This window comes from Planktothrix serta PCC 8927 (genome assembly GCF_900010725.2).
Classification (GTDB): Bacteria; Cyanobacteriota; Cyanobacteriia; order Cyanobacteriales; family Microcoleaceae; genus Planktothrix; species Planktothrix serta.
This window is the reverse complement of record NZ_LR734874.1, coordinates 29,816-43,665: the sequence shown is the minus strand read 5'-3', so window position 1 is coordinate 43,665 and position 13,850 is coordinate 29,816. Positions and strand designations below refer to the sequence as shown.

General features: G+C 40.0%; 17 protein-coding genes. 7 read left to right on the top strand and 10 right to left on the bottom strand.

Going from position 1 to position 13,850, the window contains the following annotated elements; translation table 11 throughout:
• Positions 1-421: 421 nt before the first annotated feature.
• From PL8927_RS14780 to PL8927_RS28045, 4 genes are all read right to left on the bottom strand, one after another.
• The gene (locus tag PL8927_RS14780; RefSeq protein WP_083622884.1) at positions 422-826 is read right to left on the bottom strand and encodes a DUF309 domain-containing protein; all 405 of its coding nucleotides are present in this window, start codon (positions 824-826) and stop codon (positions 422-424) included.
• Between the two features lie 114 nt (positions 827-940).
• On the bottom strand, positions 941-1,303 hold the full coding sequence (locus PL8927_RS14775) for a ferredoxin-thioredoxin reductase catalytic domain-containing protein (RefSeq protein WP_083622882.1): 363 nt from the start codon (positions 1,301-1,303) through the stop codon (positions 941-943).
• A gap of 72 nt (positions 1,304-1,375) precedes the next feature.
• Positions 1,376-2,557, bottom strand: a complete 1,182-nt coding sequence (locus PL8927_RS14770; RefSeq protein WP_083622880.1) for a DUF58 domain-containing protein — start codon at positions 2,555-2,557, stop codon at positions 1,376-1,378.
• 242 nt (positions 2,558-2,799) lie between these two features.
• Positions 2,800-3,162: a hypothetical protein gene (locus PL8927_RS28045; RefSeq protein WP_156093201.1), complete on the bottom strand. Its 363-nt coding sequence runs from the start codon at positions 3,160-3,162 to the stop codon at positions 2,800-2,802.
• A gap of 297 nt (positions 3,163-3,459) precedes the next feature.
• Between PL8927_RS28045 and PL8927_RS14760 the strand changes: the two genes are divergently transcribed.
• The 3 genes from PL8927_RS14760 (at position 3,460) to PL8927_RS14750 (ending at position 5,937) form a co-directional block, all read left to right on the top strand.
• Positions 3,460-4,290 carry a metal ABC transporter permease gene (locus PL8927_RS14760; RefSeq protein WP_083622878.1) on the top strand — a complete coding sequence of 277 codons (831 nt, stop codon included), beginning with the start codon at positions 3,460-3,462 and terminating at the stop codon, positions 4,288-4,290.
• An 83-nt stretch (positions 4,291-4,373) separates the two neighbouring features.
• Positions 4,374-5,339 (top strand): hypothetical protein, encoded by a 966-nt coding sequence (locus PL8927_RS14755; RefSeq protein ID WP_083622876.1) that lies wholly within the window; start codon positions 4,374-4,376, stop codon positions 5,337-5,339.
• A 187-nt stretch (positions 5,340-5,526) separates the two neighbouring features.
• Positions 5,527-5,937: a hypothetical protein gene (locus PL8927_RS14750; protein WP_083622874.1), complete on the top strand. Its 411-nt coding sequence runs from the start codon at positions 5,527-5,529 to the stop codon at positions 5,935-5,937.
• A gap of 89 nt (positions 5,938-6,026) precedes the next feature.
• On the opposite strand, the gene PL8927_RS14745 is transcribed toward PL8927_RS14750, so the two are convergent.
• From PL8927_RS14745 to PL8927_RS14735, 3 genes are all read right to left on the bottom strand, one after another.
• The gene (locus tag PL8927_RS14745) at positions 6,027-6,725 is read right to left on the bottom strand and encodes a CADD family putative folate metabolism protein (RefSeq protein WP_083622872.1); all 699 of its coding nucleotides are present in this window, start codon (positions 6,723-6,725) and stop codon (positions 6,027-6,029) included.
• Between the two features lie 283 nt (positions 6,726-7,008).
• On the bottom strand, positions 7,009-8,034 hold the full coding sequence (locus PL8927_RS14740; protein WP_083622870.1) for a bifunctional heptose 7-phosphate kinase/heptose 1-phosphate adenyltransferase: 1,026 nt from the start codon (positions 8,032-8,034) through the stop codon (positions 7,009-7,011).
• A gap of 91 nt (positions 8,035-8,125) precedes the next feature.
• Positions 8,126-8,707 (bottom strand): response regulator, encoded by a 582-nt coding sequence (locus tag PL8927_RS14735; RefSeq protein ID WP_083622868.1) that lies wholly within the window; start codon positions 8,705-8,707, stop codon positions 8,126-8,128.
• Positions 8,708-8,844: 137 nt separating this feature from the next.
• On the opposite strand from PL8927_RS14735, the gene lipA reads away from it, so the two are divergent.
• Positions 8,845-9,777, top strand: a complete 933-nt coding sequence (lipA, locus tag PL8927_RS14730) for a lipoyl synthase (RefSeq protein WP_083622866.1) — start codon at positions 8,845-8,847, stop codon at positions 9,775-9,777.
• Between the two features lie 143 nt (positions 9,778-9,920).
• The gene (gene psaX / locus PL8927_RS14725; RefSeq protein WP_083622864.1) at positions 9,921-10,019 is read left to right on the top strand and encodes a photosystem I protein PsaX; all 99 of its coding nucleotides are present in this window, start codon (positions 9,921-9,923) and stop codon (positions 10,017-10,019) included.
• Positions 10,020-10,155: 136 nt separating this feature from the next.
• Here psaX and PL8927_RS14720 read toward each other — a convergent pair whose 3' ends face one another.
• Positions 10,156-10,530: a hypothetical protein gene (locus PL8927_RS14720; RefSeq protein WP_083622862.1), complete on the bottom strand. Its 375-nt coding sequence runs from the start codon at positions 10,528-10,530 to the stop codon at positions 10,156-10,158.
• 41 nt (positions 10,531-10,571) lie between these two features.
• Here PL8927_RS14720 and PL8927_RS14715 point away from each other — a divergent pair, with 41 nt between their 5' ends.
• Positions 10,572-11,195 carry a DJ-1/PfpI family protein gene (locus tag PL8927_RS14715; RefSeq protein WP_083622860.1) on the top strand — a complete coding sequence of 208 codons (624 nt, stop codon included), beginning with the start codon at positions 10,572-10,574 and terminating at the stop codon, positions 11,193-11,195.
• Here PL8927_RS14715 and PL8927_RS14710 read toward each other — a convergent pair.
• Positions 11,192-11,392: a hypothetical protein gene (locus PL8927_RS14710; RefSeq protein WP_083622858.1), complete on the bottom strand. Its 201-nt coding sequence runs from the start codon at positions 11,390-11,392 to the stop codon at positions 11,192-11,194. The genes PL8927_RS14715 and PL8927_RS14710 overlap by 4 nt on opposite strands.
• Positions 11,393-11,416: 24 nt before the next feature.
• Between PL8927_RS14710 and PL8927_RS14705 the strand changes: the two genes are divergently transcribed.
• Complete coding sequence (locus tag PL8927_RS14705) at positions 11,417-12,334, top strand: ATP adenylyltransferase family protein (RefSeq protein WP_083622855.1); 918 nt, start codon at positions 11,417-11,419, stop codon at positions 12,332-12,334.
• 53 nt (positions 12,335-12,387) lie between these two features.
• Here PL8927_RS14705 and ald read toward each other — a convergent pair whose 3' ends face one another.
• Positions 12,388-13,473: an alanine dehydrogenase gene (gene ald, locus PL8927_RS14700; RefSeq protein ID WP_083622853.1), complete on the bottom strand. Its 1,086-nt coding sequence runs from the start codon at positions 13,471-13,473 to the stop codon at positions 12,388-12,390.
• Positions 13,474-13,850 lie beyond the last annotated feature (377 nt).

Genomic DNA, 13,850 nt, shown 5'->3' with positions numbered 1-13,850 from the left:
AGCAGGGAACAGGGAACAGGGAACAGGGCAGGGCTGTTTCATTCTCGGATCTAAAAAGCGATCGCCTGAGAATAGAGGGCAGGTTTAGGGAGATAATTACTGATCATTAAAGCTCGTCTCGGAACCCGCCCCTACGGTTTAATTGTTGATTATTGCTCAAATGCGATGCCGCAAGGCGGCGGCTACGCCATCAGATTTTTTCAACAACAAAATGTAGGGGCGGGTTCTGTAATTATCTTCAATTCTAACCAATAATCTGACTAAACCCGCCCCTCTTAAAAGCGATCGCCTTTTTACTATTAATATGAAATCCCTAAATGATCCCCCCAACTCCCACATGGGGAACAGGGGAAGCAGGGGAGGCAGGGAAAAGAAATTACTTATTACCTATTGCCTATTGCCTATTGCAAGATTGCCCATCTCATATAACTTTTTGAATTTTCGGTAATTTTAAACCCTGAACGCTTCCTTGAGGCTGCATTAAGGGCAGAAATTCCTCCACTTTTTCAGCACCCGCATTTTGTAAAGCTTTTAAAAGTTGAGTCGTTTCATCCATCAACTGCTCCACATTAATCCCACTATAATCAGGATAATAATAATCTAAGCGTCCCAGTCCTTCCCCCATTAAAATAACGGCTCCTTTCCAATTTTTTTGGCTTAAATGATAGAGTCCGACTGCTATTTGTAAAATACCTTGATAAAACTTTTTTTCAGGTTCTGGTGCTTCCATCCACAACGCTTCTAAGGTATCATGACAATCATAAAATTCCTGTTGATTAAATTCTTCAACTCCTTGCCAAAATTCTGCCGGAATTTCTTCTTTCATGAATTTAAACTCTCATCCTGCAATCAGAAATTAGGAACCATTAATGAACAATCTATCTCCCTAAATTTTAACACCAAACCCAACACCAAACCCGACACCAAGAGCCAATAATTATCACATTGTAGAGCGAACTTGTTCAATTTCTTCCATTGTAATTTCTTGCTGATCTCCAGCAAAATCATTATCGGCGGTTAGGAATAACATACAATGACATTCTTTCCGTTCTCGCATCGGAACACAGGGACAATTCCAGAAAGTGTTTTTGACCTCAGCTTCTTTATCTTCATAATGACGACAAGGACAAAGGGGTGCGCCTAACTCGTCTTTATTTTTAGCTAACCCTTCAATAACAACAGCAGTAACAGAGGGTTCAGCACAAAAATAAGTTCCTGTGCGTCTGGCATACTGTTCAGAAAACTGCTTCATTGCCATTAAGCTCTTTTGGCTGGATAATTTATCGTTAGTTTTTGGGGTCATGGATCAGCGTGTAATTTTATAACAATGTTATTTTGAATTGTAGCGCAACAGGTGTCAATTGGGAAATATTACCTAAAGATTTGATGCTCTTAAGGAAGATTGAAGTTGAGATTGGAGAGAGAGATCGGGACGAATTTCTAATCCTAAATGAGATAATTTTTGGCTTTGAGAGTTGGTTTGATCTCTGGGGGATATGGGGGAAGAATAAGGCCAAAGTAACCAACGACTTCCTAACGGTAAAATTTTTAACGATTCGGGATTTTGAGTTAACCAAATTATCGGAAAATCGGGAATATTTTTGACTAACGCATCTTCCCCATAATTAACATCAGCTAGGGTATGGAGAACTACTCGATTTCCATAGACTAATCCTGTTTTTGCTGTCCATAACTGCACATTTAATTGACAGTGAGAGGCATAAAAATATAAAGAAGCGGCGGCGATTACAGCTTGTTCAAAATCATCAGGTTTCCAGAAAAACGCACTATCTAAACCAATAATAATCTCCTGACCGCCATTAGATGTTTCTAATTCTCGCACTCGTAATTCGCCATAACGCGCACTAGAACGCCAATGAATTAAACGAGTCGGATCACCATAACGATAGGGTCTTAAGGTGCGAGTTACGCCTTCTGTTGCCATTTGAAACTGACGCTGTTCATAGACATTGGGATTATAATCTTGTCCGATTTCATCAATTAAAGGACAGGTCGTTAAGGGTAAAACTAAAGGATAAACAATGGCGGTGGCGGGTGCTTTTCGTTCTCGACTACACCAAAATAATCCTAATGGTGTGGCGGTTCTTAATTTCACTCCTATCCAATGATAAATGCCTCGTTTTTGGGTAGGAATATAAGTTACCCATTGATCAGATTGATGGGGAGATAAAAGTTCAATAACCGTTGCTGATTTTCCTAATCCTAGGGGTAATAAGTCCTGAACTTGAATTAAAATTTTAGCTTGATTACTGGAATTTATAATTGTTAATTCTAGGGTTAAATCGTCTCCGACACTAACAGGATTAATCGTTGCTCGTTGAACTTGCAAAGAAAGTAAAGAACGTTGGGGTAAAACCGCAGCAATTGCTAGTAAAGCGAAACTAATACCACTAATCACATATAACCATCCAGCCATTGTATTCGTTGCGGCTCCAAAGAAAAATATGGAGAGTGCGATTAATAATCCGCCTCCATAAGCAGGAGCTATCCAATGAGATTCTAACCAATTTTGCCATTGAAAACGATTTCTTTTCATCAGTTCAAAAAGAATTAAGGACGCAGGAGATCACAGCAGCTTCCTAAACATTGTATAGCAGTGGCGACTAACAGTTAGGACAAAGACTGATATTGACACCTAAACAGTGAACTCTTTTCCACTGCGTTCCTTGTTCCCTACTATATAGGAGTTGAGGCAAATAGGATTTGACGGAATCCGGTAAATTTTCTAAACTAGGACAGGGAATTAATTCCCCCTTTTCTTCCTAAAATAAACACCATTTACCACCAAATGCGGTTGCCATTTTCATCTACCCTAGCTTGACGAATCACATCAGAAATTTCTTCGGCGTCTCTAACATGATGCAGAGCTTTTCTTTCCCCATTTGGATATTCAACCATAAAATAAGTCGGAACAACAATATGATCCCCGGTAATATCCGGTGCATCCACCGCAACTTGTTTGGCTTTTTCTGCTAAGGTTTTAGAGTTATCAATCCGATCTCCAGGGTTAGCCGTGAGTGTTTTGCCATTTTTTTCTAACTCTTCCTTTTGCCAACGTTTTTGTTGCGGATCAACTTCCTGGGGACTCATCGGTTGCTCAAATTCTTTTAAATTTGCTCTCGGTTCAGAATCACGATTCATTTTAAATCTCCTAACCTTCTAAAGTTTTTTTACCTATTTCTACTTTAATTAAATCTATCTCTAACTTTCATCTTTCCCTAGGAATAACCTAAACAAGTTCTACAATGATTTTAATTAGCTTGAGTTTGGTTTTTAAATTTTTAATAATAAAATTTATCCCCTTTTTTAGTCATATTTTTAATATCAACAAAACTTACGCACTAACTGACACAGCCAGCGATCCTATTTTCTGTTCCCTATTCCCTATTCCCTATTCCCTGCTATATTATTATAAATAATCAATTCAGTGATTCAAAAATGATAACAGAATTAATTAAATTATTGCAATTTGAATTTATGCGAAATGCCTTAATTGCAGGACTCTTAGTGAGTATTGCTTGTGGCATAATTGGAACCTTTGTTGTTGTGAATCGAATTGTTTTTATTAGTGGGGGTATTGCTCATGCAGCTTATGGAGGGATTGGTATGGGTTATTTTTTTCAATTTAATCCTGTGGTGGGAGCGATCGCATTTTCTGTATTTTCAGCATTAGGAATGGGGTTAGTGTATCGAAAAACCCAACAACGAGCCGATACAATTATTGGGGTAATGTGGGCGATAGGAATGGCAATTGGGATTATTTTTATAGACTTAACCCCCGGTTATAAAGTTGATTTAATGAGTTATTTATTTGGCAGTATTCTCACTGTTCCCCAATCTGATTTAATTTTAATGTTAATCTTAAATATTCTAATTGGGCTAATGGTTTTTTTATTTTATAAAGAGTTAGTCGCTATTTCCTTTGACCCTGTTTTTGCAGAAACGCGAAATTTACCCGTTGATCAACTTTATTTAATGTTAATTGTCGCCATTGCTTTAACCGTCGTGATGGTGATGAAAGTGGTTGGTTTAATTCTCGTAATTGCCCTATTAACTATCCCCGCAGCAATTTCAGGACAATTTGTTAAAGATTTAAAACAAATGATGGTGTTATCCAGTAGTTTAGGAATGATTTTCACAACCCTAGGCTTAGGAATTTCTTACTTTTTTAATTTAACCTCCGGCGCCACGATTATTTTAGTCGCAGGTTTGGCTTATTTAGTCAGTTTAAGCTTAAAAATGATCCTCAAACATTCAGTTAATTTCTAAAATTGCGGTTCAGTTTTCCTGATTCATGCTACAGTTCTCTGTTGAAGGTTTAACAACCCTTTAAATTAACCTGTTCATACTCCATGAAAACGAAAATTGCACTCTGTCTCACCTCCCTAATTTTAGGCTTTTCCTATCCTGTAACCGCCCAAACTTTTAACCCCTGTCTAACTAACTCTAATGCTTCTGTTGCTCAATGCCAAAATGCCAACCTGAGCGAAACCGTTGCGATTTTAGAAGATGGTCGGTCTTATGAATATGAAACTGGACAAGGAATTTATCGAGTTCGCTACAATTATACCGGGAAAAATTGGACTCATGCTGATGTTGCTCCCATTCGGATTAATACAAATAAACCCATTGCAATTTTACCCATGCAATATACCAGTAATGGATTACAATCTGGGGCGAGTGTGAATGGCGTTTCTGTTGGTCGAGTCTGGAATTCTATTACGGTTGAAGAAATGAAACGCCGCTTAGAAAAATTAGGATTTTATGTATTAACTCCAACGATTTCTATGTATGGAGAAAGTATCGATGGATTTCAAGCTTTAGAACATTTTATTGCGGGAGTTCATAAGGGAAATTCTTCTGTACAAACGGTGGTTTTAAGCGCCGATGCTAATATTCCTAATGCCGCAAATCCTCGTCCGGGTGCTCAAATGTTAGTTACCGGACTTCATCACCGTGATTTGTGGTGGGAATATCGCATTCAAAACCGTTTAACACCCTTTTATCAACAGCAACATTTAGTGAATATTGGGCCCAGAGTTCGAGGGGGTCAAAATAACCGTGAGGGTCATTCTTTAGCATGGCATCCGATGATTGAACGCGCCGCCGAATATAATCCTAAAATTGCTATTATTGAAGTTGCTCAAGCCGCAGAAATTATTCAACGAGCCGGGTCTATTCAAGCAGGACGACAATGGGCCGCACCTGTATTTGATGCAGTGGCTCTAGGAATGGCAGAACAAGCCTGCGCTACTGGGGGACAAGGGGAAACCTCGGTTAACAGGCCAGATGCCTGTTCCACAGGTCAACCCTTTTAATCAACCTAAAATCTTATAAAATTAACAGTAAAAAAGTCAAGAATTAAATGTTGAGAAAATCTAAAATTTTGATTCGAGATAAGCCTGAAAAATTATCGGTTTCTGAGGTAAAAAATTAAAGCGTGAACATCAAAAATATAGATTAGAATAAGTGACACACTGATTCTACTTTAATTCCATAAAACCTATGAAACTCAAAATTCTAACAACGGTTGCTTTAGTTGCGACATTAGGTTTCGCTACTCCAACAATACTTTCTCCTAGTCCCAGTTTTGCCCAAGTTTATACAGGATTTCGGGTTAAAACCGATCAAAAGTTTACAATTCGACTGATCAATGAAGCGGGAAAACCGATTCAGTATGGTTTAAGTCAAAATGCGTCTAAAATTTTAGCCAGTGGACAATCAACCGCTTTGCCCTTCTCCCAGATAAAAACAGGAGCCGTCAACATTTTAGTTTATACCCTAGATGGAACTCCTCTAGGATTTAAAGGCAATTTTGATGCCGAAAAAAATGAACTGACGGTCAATATTTACTCTGGGGGCGCGGGTCATAAGAGTATTAGTATTGGCACGAATGGAGTTGTTGAACTGATTTAATTTATTCTGATTTGATTTCTGTAGAGGCATTATTGTTAATACCTCTACAGAAATTTCAGGAAAAATTAAACGAAATTTAGCCTAAAATTCTAATTCTGACAATACTCTTCATAAACACCATCTAACAGCAAGTTAAACGCATCAACCGCTTTTTGCGCCGCGTCTAATGCTGCTTCTTGTTTTTCTGTCGTTTGACACAGTTGTAACAAGGCTTTGCGAGTCATTTGGCTATGAATTTCATCCGCTTTTTCATGAACTTTAAAGAAGGATAAAGCCGATTCTTCATTAATACCATAAAATTCCTCTAGTCCAGCAATTTTAGTGGTCGAAACTTGAGGAAATTGGGATTCATAAGCGTAGAGTGCAGCCAACCCTTTTTCGGGTTCTTCACTCCGAGATAATTCTTTAAGAATCCGAACAGATTCTTGTGTTTTATGTAAAGGGTTACGGTTGAGAACTTCGCTGCGTTCTACGCCTAATCCTTCTGCAAATCGTAACCACAATTCCGGGTGATGAGCAGAACCTCGTTCTTCTTCAATTAAGTTTTCTAACAACATTTTGCGAATGTTGATATCATCACAAGCTGCATGGGTCGCACTGACATAGGTAGGGAAGTTATGAACTTGCAAATAATATTCTTGGGCATACTCTTGTAACATGATTAATGTCAGTTTCCCTTGATTCCACATTTGATAGAAGGGATGCTTGAGTAAGTGATGGGTTTCAATAATTTCGTTGAGTTTAGCCAGAAATGCTGTTTCCGTTAAAGGCTTATCCTGGGTTAACATTCGCGTTCACAAGAATATAGGTTCATCAGGATTTTATCTTAAAATGAATATTTGTCAAGTTTAAGGTAATAGGGAACAGGGAACAGGGAACAGGGAACAGGCAATAGGCAATAGGCAATAGGCAATGGTGCTTTTTTAAGGATTCGTATAAATGTAATCATTAATCCAATCGATAATAGGGATTTTTGCTAGGGTAAAAATCCCTATTTTTCCTCATATTTAAGATATAAATATCCAAACATAATTATTAACACATTTCTAATTGCCTATTGCCTATTGCCTCTTATTCTAAATTTAACAGCGATCGCAAAGCTGCTTTCATTTCCTCAATGGTTGTGGTTGCGGTTCCAAATTGACGCACAACTAAACTCGCGGCTAAATTCCCTAAAACCGACGCTTCCCACAAGGATGAACCTGTACATAACCCTAACGTTAATGCAGCAACAACCGTATCCCCTGCACCCGTGACATCAAAAACATCGGTACGATTAAATGCGGGAATCTGCAAGAGTTGATCTCCTTCAAATAAACTCATACCTTCCTCTCCCCGCGTAATTAAGATTGAATCCGCTTGAGTTAAGGTTAATAAATCTCGTCCCGCTTGTTGTAAAGTTTGTTGATTTTTAATTGCATATCCTACCGCTTTTTCCGCTTCAGGAAGATTAGGAGTAAACAAAGTTGCTCCCGCAAATCGATGTAAATCTTTTTGAGTATCAACAATCGTTAAAGGAGATTTTAATGCGGCTTCAATTACCGTTTGGGTTAATACCCCATCCCCATAATCGGAACAGACAACTGCATCAACCGTATCAATATTTTCCCGAATATATTCGGCTAATTTTAACTGTAATTCGACATTGGGTAATTCATCAGATTTGCGATCCACCCTGACAATTTGTTGCGTTACTGATTGACGCGCATGACCTGAAATTCTCGTTTTCGTCACCGTTGGACGGTCGGGATCAATTAAAATCCCTTCAATATCAATTCCCGCCTGTTCAAAAATTCCACACAAAGCGATTCCTTGATCATCTTTCCCGACAAATCCAGCAACCTTTACCGATGCTCCTAATTTTGCCAAATTGTAAACGGCATTGGCTCCTCCTCCGGGAATTTGGCGCGTATTTTCATGACGCAAAATTAACACCGGAGCTTCCCGCGATAACCGTTCCACTTGACCTGTCAAAAATTCATCTAAGGTTAAATCCCCCACGACTAAAACCCGCACCTGAGAAAACCGATCCATTCGTTTTTCTAAGGAATCCATTGAGGCATTTAACTCTGTTAAAAAGGAAGCATCCAAGATCATGTCCGTTGTTCGTTGTCCATTGTCCGTTATCCATTACCCGTTGCCCGTTGTTTGTTAACCGTTAACCGTCAACAGTCAACGGCCAACATCCCTATTTTGGAAGTTTCCTCTGAATAAAGGTTTTAATTTGTAACACTTGTTTTTTCAGAGCCTCTATTTCCGCCTGCATCTTCGCCATTTCCGCCTTCATTGCTGCCATGTCTGCTGCGTCTCCACTTGAAGCAGAAACAGGTGTAGAAACAGAGGCCGGAACGGAAGCAGTCGCAGACCCAGACTTCGGTAACGGTTCACGGGGTAAATTCGCTTTCCCGAAGGCGGATTTAATGGCATCAAGTAGTTGTTTCTTCTCAAACGGCTTCTCAATAAACTCAAAATATTGGAACGGTTCGGGGATTTTTTCGGTAACTTCTTCCTTGCGTCCCGACATCAGTACCAGAGGAATCCGCCGCAATGTGGCATCAGCTTGAATGATCTTAAACACATCCCAGCCACTTAACTTAGGCAGGAGGAAATCCAACATAATCAGACTAGGATGTTCCTTTTGAACAAATTCGATACCTTCTTTGCCATCTTTTGCTTCTAATACCTCAAAGTTACCAGGGGGTAACATTTCTCGCACGCGAACCCGAATAACCTTACTATCATCAATAACCAGTATTTTCCGACCTGCCACAACGGACTCCCATAATGATGCGATAACTATTATTGTATTAGATCACTTTGACCGGATCAAAAGACCTACATTTTTGCATATATAACCAGATTAACCTGATTAAGCATCAACAAACCAAATTGCAACATAACTTGAATATGTCCACCTCTCCCAATTTCACCCCTAAACAATCTTATCGTGATCGGCATCAAAATATCATTGAACCGATACCTGACTGGTTACGCCGTCCCATTGGCAAAGCCAGTGAATTATCGGTTGTACAACGGCTGATCAAACAGCGTCAAATTCATACCATTTGTGAAGAAGGCCGTTGTCCCAATCGAGGAGAATGTTATGCCCAGAAAACCGCAACCTTTTTGTTAATGGGGCCGACGTGTACCCGTTCCTGTGCTTTTTGTCAAGTCGATAAGGGTCATGCACCCCTGCCCCTTGATCCCGAAGAACCCCAAAAAGTGGCGGAATCTGTACAAATTTTAGGGTTGCGTTATGTGGTCTTAACTTCTGTGGCGCGAGATGATTTGGCTGATGCAGGTGCAGGCTGGTTTGTTGCCACAATGGAAGCGATTCGAGATCTCAACCCAGAAACTCAAATCGAAGTGCTAACGGCTGATTTTTGGGGAGGGCAAGGAGGGGGCAACCCTCAAGACCTACAATATCAACGGATTGCCACCGTAGTTCAAGCTCAACCCGCCTGTTATAACCATAATGTCGAAACTGTCCAACGGTTACAATCGCCTGTTAGACGGGGCGCAAAATATGAGCGATCGCTAGATGTGTTAAGAATTGTGAAACAGCTTGATCCCGGTATGCCGACGAAATCCGGTTTGATGTTAGGGCACGGAGAAACGGAAGCGGAAATTATTCAAGCTCTGGAAGATTTACGCCGGGTAGGATGCGATCGCATTACCCTCGGTCAATATATGCGTCCTTCGTTAGAGCATCTCCCGGTACAGAAATATTGGACACCTGAAGAATTTGAGCGTTTAGGTGCGATCGCAACTAACATGGGTTTTGCTCACGTCCGTTCTGGGCCATTAGTTCGCAGTTCCTATCATGCAGGAGATAGTTGACGGTTAACAGGTGTCGGGTTTCAGGTGTCGGGTTTCAGGTGTCGGGTTTCAGGTGTCGGGTGTCGGGCGAGGAGACCTCGCCCCTACTCTAACTTCCTGCTTCTGTGGTTTAATAAAATGAACGTATTTTAGGAACCAAACCTATGACTCAAAAAACCTATACCTTCCGTGCCTCTTGGGCAGCTTTTCTGTTAGCGATTAACTTTTTAGTTGCCGCTTACTATTTCGGGATCATTAAATAGTTTGAACATCATCAATTTTTAAACACCGTGCTGCTCTTGATCAATCTTCTAGATGAGGACAATAAATTTCAACTCCTCAGATCATTGAGCAGCACCTATTATTTAAGAATATCTCCTCAAGAGTTTAAACCTTTAATTATTGAGCTTCCACTTGAGCTTTTAACGCTGCAATTTGTTTCTGAAGCTCTTGTACATCTTGTTTCGTTTCAATCACTAACGTTGCTAATCGATCAAACATCGGATCACCGGAAAGCAACCGATTTTCGGGTTGAGGTGGAGGAATTGTTGTATCCGGTTCAACCTGAATCACTGTTGTCCGGTCGCTTTGATACCGCAAACTATTAATCTGTCCTGTGAGTTGGGAGACTTGGGCTTCTAATCGACTCATGCGATATTCAAGCTGAGTGGTCGAGCCTTGTGCTAAAGTCAAACTATTCCAACCTAACCCAATTCCTAGAGAGATCATAACAACCAGAATAATATTCTGGAGCCAAAGACGCTTTCTTAACATATTTTAATGCCCTATCCCTTTAAATTTAGGATTACCGACTAATGACTCAAAGAAATGTTGCTATTTTGATGTTTAATGACGTTGAATTATTCAATTTTATCGGCCCCTTTGAGGTCTTTTCTATCGCATCAGAAATCAATGAAGATAAACCCTTTAATGTTTATCTCGTAGGCGAAACCTTAAACTCCATTCAATCCCATAATGGCTTAAGTATTAATCCTGACTTTACTTTATTAGATAGTCCTGTGCCTGATCTAATTATTATACCCGGTGGAATTGGTACTAAGGCAGCGATGAATCAACTGCAAATTCTAGCCTGGATTCAATCTAAAGGACATCACGCTGATTTAATTATATCGGTTTGTACAGGTGCTTTACTGTTAGCTAAAGTCGGTTTATTAGATGGCTTAGTTGCTACCACCCATCATCAAGCCTTAGATCAATTAAAAGCCCTTGCTCCCCAAACAACTATTGTAGACAATCAACGCTTTGTTGATAATGGCAAAATCATCACGGCGGCGGGAATTACTGCGGGAATTGATGTGTCTCTTTATGTAATTGCTAAACTTTTGGGGGATGACAAAGCCTTAAAAACGGCTCAATACATGGAATATGACTGGAAACCGAAAGCCAAAGTCACCCCAATTCCTAAAATATCAAGTTAATCCTGTTTGAGTGTGCATAAGTTCAAATTGAAGACTAAATTTCCCACTTCTGTTTGTGGGTAATTTAGGGCGGTTTTATTCTGGCGGTAAATGGGTTTGACTTCTCCTCCTAACCTCCTCTCCTGATCGGAAAGGAGGATTAGATCATACAAATTGATAATAAAGTGCTGAATTAATTTAGGATAGGAAGAAGACATAACTCAACTCAAAACTAGACTCCAATGACGACAGAGACAGTTGTTACCCCAATATTGACATCCGGTACATTATGGCAACGGATCATCACTCAAACTGAATATGCTCTCAACTGTGGTGCTCTGCAATCTATTGCAACGAATTATGATTTTATTGAACAGGGCGATATTCGCTTTTTGGTCAGAATTCTTGCTAACTTAGCGCGGAAGGAAAAAGCCAAGAAACAACAGAAAAAAATAGAGAAATCGGGTCAAGAATTTAATCCCTTTCTGCCTTATGAACAAGATTTATTTGTGGGTAATTTATCGCAAACTCATTTATGTTTACTGAATAAATTTAATGTTGTTGACCATCATTTGTTAATAATTACCCGCAAATTTGAACAACAGGAAACCTGGCTAACAGCAGCAGATTTTGCTGCAATGTGGCTGAGTTTGGCAGAAATTGATGGGTTAGTTTTTTATAATGGGGGGAAATTAGCGGGGGCGAGTCAACGCCATAAACATTTGCAATTAGTTCCCTTTCCCTTAGTTCCTAATGGGATGAATCTTCCGATTGAACCTGCGATCGCTGCTGTACAATTTCATAATTCCATCGGTATGATTCCCGAATTTCCATTTGTTCATGCGATCGCCCCTTTTAATCCCCATTGGATTCATACCCCCTCAGAAGCCGCAATATTCACCTTAGAATTGTATTTTGCCTTATTAGCCTCCGTCGGTTTATCCGTTAATGATCAGTCCTTTCAATCTGGCGCTTATAATTTATTAGCTACCCGAAATTGGATGATGATTATTCCTCGATCTCAAGAAGAGTTTGAGGGAATTTCAATTAATTCTTTAGGGTTTGCTGGAGGATTATTAGTCAGAAATTCAGAACAATTACAATGGCTTAAATCCCATCATCCGTTAACGGTATTAACACAAGTTGGAATTTCCCGTTAAGCCCAATTTTTTATTTCCTGTTCCCTGTTCCCTGTTCCCTGTTCCCTATTCCCTTAAACCAAATCAGGAAAAACTTCTCGCACAGCCGGATGAACTAAATGATGATTTTCGACATTTAAACCTTTCGCTAAAACCGGGTTCAATTCCAAAGCTTTGAGTCCGCGATCAGCTAACTGAATCACATAAGGTAAGGTACTATTATTTAGGGCTTGAGTTGCCGTCCAAGGCACTGCACCGGGCATATTGGGAACGCCATAATGTACCACTTTTTCTTTAATATAAGTAGGATGGGTGTGAGAAGTGGGGCGTAGGGTTTCAATACATCCTCCTTGATCTACTGCCACATCCACAATCACAGAACCAGGGCGCATTTGAGCGACTAACTCACGAGAAACCAATTTAGGGGCTCGTTTTCCTAAGATTAAAACCGCACCAATTAATAAATCCGCTTGGGGAACACTTTCTTCAATTTGAGAGAGATGACTGTAGAGTAATTCCACACGCGATCCAAATATTGTTTCTAAATAGGCTAACCGCTCTACATTCACATCTAAAATCTGAACTTTAGCACCCATTCCCAGGGCAACTCTAGCGGCTTCAGTCCCGACAACACCCCCTCCTAAAATCACAACAGTTCCAGCTTTTACCCCTGGAATTCCTCCTAATAAAACACCCCGTCCTCCTTGTTGTCGTTCCAAATAACGAGAGCCAAACTGTATTGATAAACGTCCGGCAATAATACTCATCGGCATCAGTAAAGGCAGTCTACCATCGGGAAGTTCAACGGTTTCATAGGCGATCGCATGAACACCTCGACTGATTAACTGTTCAGTCAATTCCCGATCCGCCGCTAAATGTAAGTAAGTAAAAAGCAATTGCCCTTTTTGAATTAACTCATATTCAGGGGGTAAAGGTTCTTTAACTTTAACCACCAGTTCCCGACACCAAGCATCTGTCGAAGATGCAACTATTGTGGCTCCGGCTCGTGTATAATCCTCATCGGTAAACCCAGCCCCTTCCCCGGCTCCCGTTTCTACAAAAACTTGATGACCTCGTTCACAGCAAACTCGCACACTACCGGGACTCAACCCCACTCTCCATTCTTGATCTTTGATTTCTTTAGGAATACCGATTTGCATAATCAATTATTTCTCCTGATTCGTGCGTGATCTATCTATCTTTTAACCTTTGCATTCTAATGTAGGGTGGGAATCATAAAGTCAATGTTTCCCACCCTACATTAGAAATTGCTTTTGACCCATTATCATCACGAACCCAGATCTGGGCATCAAGAGTTTTCTAATATCGTAGCTTGGCTATCGCTAAGGAACTGATCACTCAGGTGATCTATAAAATTTTGCTGGGAGTTTCTAATCTGAGTATAAAATTCAGGGGGGGACTTAAAGCCCAATCTTTAAAATATCCTTGATGATTTCTAAGTTGGGTATCCCAAGATTAATATTCGGATAAAACCCCTCCCTCAGAGTGATTCCGGGTAATAGAGCATTGATTAATT

What these genes read in the sequence shown, in the direction of transcription:
- PL8927_RS14755 (WP_083622876.1), top strand. Translation starts at nt 4,374, where the DNA reads ATGAAAACGAAAATTGCACTCTGTCTCACCTCCCTAATTTTAGGCTTT.
- PL8927_RS14740 (WP_083622870.1), bottom strand. Translation starts at nt 8,034, where the DNA reads ATGATCTTGGATGCTTCCTTTTTAACAGAGTTAAATGCCTCAATGGAT.
- PL8927_RS14780 (WP_083622884.1), bottom strand. Translation starts at nt 826, where the DNA reads ATGAAAGAAGAAATTCCGGCAGAATTTTGGCAAGGAGTTGAAGAATTT.
- PL8927_RS14710 (WP_083622858.1), bottom strand. Translation starts at nt 11,392, where the DNA reads ATGTCTTCTTCCTATCCTAAATTAATTCAGCACTTTATTATCAATTTG.
- PL8927_RS14750 (WP_083622874.1), top strand. Translation starts at nt 5,527, where the DNA reads ATGAAACTCAAAATTCTAACAACGGTTGCTTTAGTTGCGACATTAGGT.
- psaX (WP_083622864.1), top strand. Translation starts at nt 9,921, where the DNA reads ATGACTCAAAAAACCTATACCTTCCGTGCCTCTTGGGCAGCTTTTCTG.
- lipA (WP_083622866.1), top strand. Translation starts at nt 8,845, where the DNA reads ATGTCCACCTCTCCCAATTTCACCCCTAAACAATCTTATCGTGATCGG.
- PL8927_RS14705 (WP_083622855.1), top strand. Translation starts at nt 11,417, where the DNA reads ATGACGACAGAGACAGTTGTTACCCCAATATTGACATCCGGTACATTA.
- PL8927_RS14770 (WP_083622880.1), bottom strand. Translation starts at nt 2,557, where the DNA reads ATGAAAAGAAATCGTTTTCAATGGCAAAATTGGTTAGAATCTCATTGG.
- PL8927_RS14760 (WP_083622878.1), top strand. Translation starts at nt 3,460, where the DNA reads ATGATAACAGAATTAATTAAATTATTGCAATTTGAATTTATGCGAAAT.
- PL8927_RS14745 (WP_083622872.1), bottom strand. Translation starts at nt 6,725, where the DNA reads ATGTTAACCCAGGATAAGCCTTTAACGGAAACAGCATTTCTGGCTAAA.
- PL8927_RS14715 (WP_083622860.1), top strand. Translation starts at nt 10,572, where the DNA reads ATGACTCAAAGAAATGTTGCTATTTTGATGTTTAATGACGTTGAATTA.
- ald (WP_083622853.1), bottom strand. Translation starts at nt 13,473, where the DNA reads ATGCAAATCGGTATTCCTAAAGAAATCAAAGATCAAGAATGGAGAGTG.
- PL8927_RS14775 (WP_083622882.1), bottom strand. Translation starts at nt 1,303, where the DNA reads ATGACCCCAAAAACTAACGATAAATTATCCAGCCAAAAGAGCTTAATG.
- PL8927_RS14720 (WP_083622862.1), bottom strand. Translation starts at nt 10,530, where the DNA reads ATGTTAAGAAAGCGTCTTTGGCTCCAGAATATTATTCTGGTTGTTATG.
- PL8927_RS28045 (WP_156093201.1), bottom strand. Translation starts at nt 3,162, where the DNA reads ATGAATCGTGATTCTGAACCGAGAGCAAATTTAAAAGAATTTGAGCAA.